The 641-nt window shown below is 35.6% G+C and carries 1 protein-coding gene; it reads left to right on the top strand.

Annotated elements, in window-relative coordinates; genetic code table 11:
* Positions 1–74 precede the first annotated feature (74 nt).
* Positions 75–641, top strand: a 567-nt coding sequence (locus tag PL9214_RS29290; protein WP_306341375.1) for a discoidin domain-containing protein, incomplete at its 3' end; no start/stop codon positions are given.

Here is a 641-nt window from a genome sequence, read left to right as displayed (position 1 = left end):
TTGCCATTTCAGAGAATCTCCTGAACAGTTTTGTTAATCTGAATCAGCATCTTGATCAAAAAATTGTTTTTCACTTGATCAATCTATTGTTACAATTTGAACGAGATTTAAACACTATCCTCATAAAATTTAATGATAATATTAGTTACCATCCTAACGTAGCTTTAAGGAAACCAACTCAGCAAAGCTCACACTCATCTCATTGTAATCAATTGCAATCAGCAGTCAATGGTATTAAAGACGGAAAATTTAGCTTTCACACAAAACTAGAAGTCAATCCTTGGTGGCAAGTAGATTTAGAAGGTATTTACTTACTCACGGAAGTACAAGTTTACAATCGAATAGATACCTGTGCTGATCGTGCTCGTACTCTGAGAATTTTGCTCTCGTCCGATGGTGAAAACTGGAACTTAGTATATACTAACGACGAAAATAATATATTTGGAGGAGTTGATGGGAAGCCTCTTGTTGTAGCTATAGCTTCCAAACTAGCTCGTTATGTTCGGCTGCAATTGAATGAAGAAACCCGCTTACATCTTGATGAAGTTGAAGTTTATGGAGAACCTGTTGCCATTTCAGAGAATCTCCTGAACAGTTTTGTTAATCTGAATCAGCATCTTGATCAAAAAATTGTTTTTCAC

It is taken from the genome of Planktothrix tepida PCC 9214 (assembly GCF_900009145.1).
Classification (GTDB): Bacteria; Cyanobacteriota; Cyanobacteriia; order Cyanobacteriales; family Microcoleaceae; genus Planktothrix; species Planktothrix tepida.
Note: the sequence above shows the minus strand (reverse complement) of the source record. Positions and strands in the feature narration are given on the sequence as shown.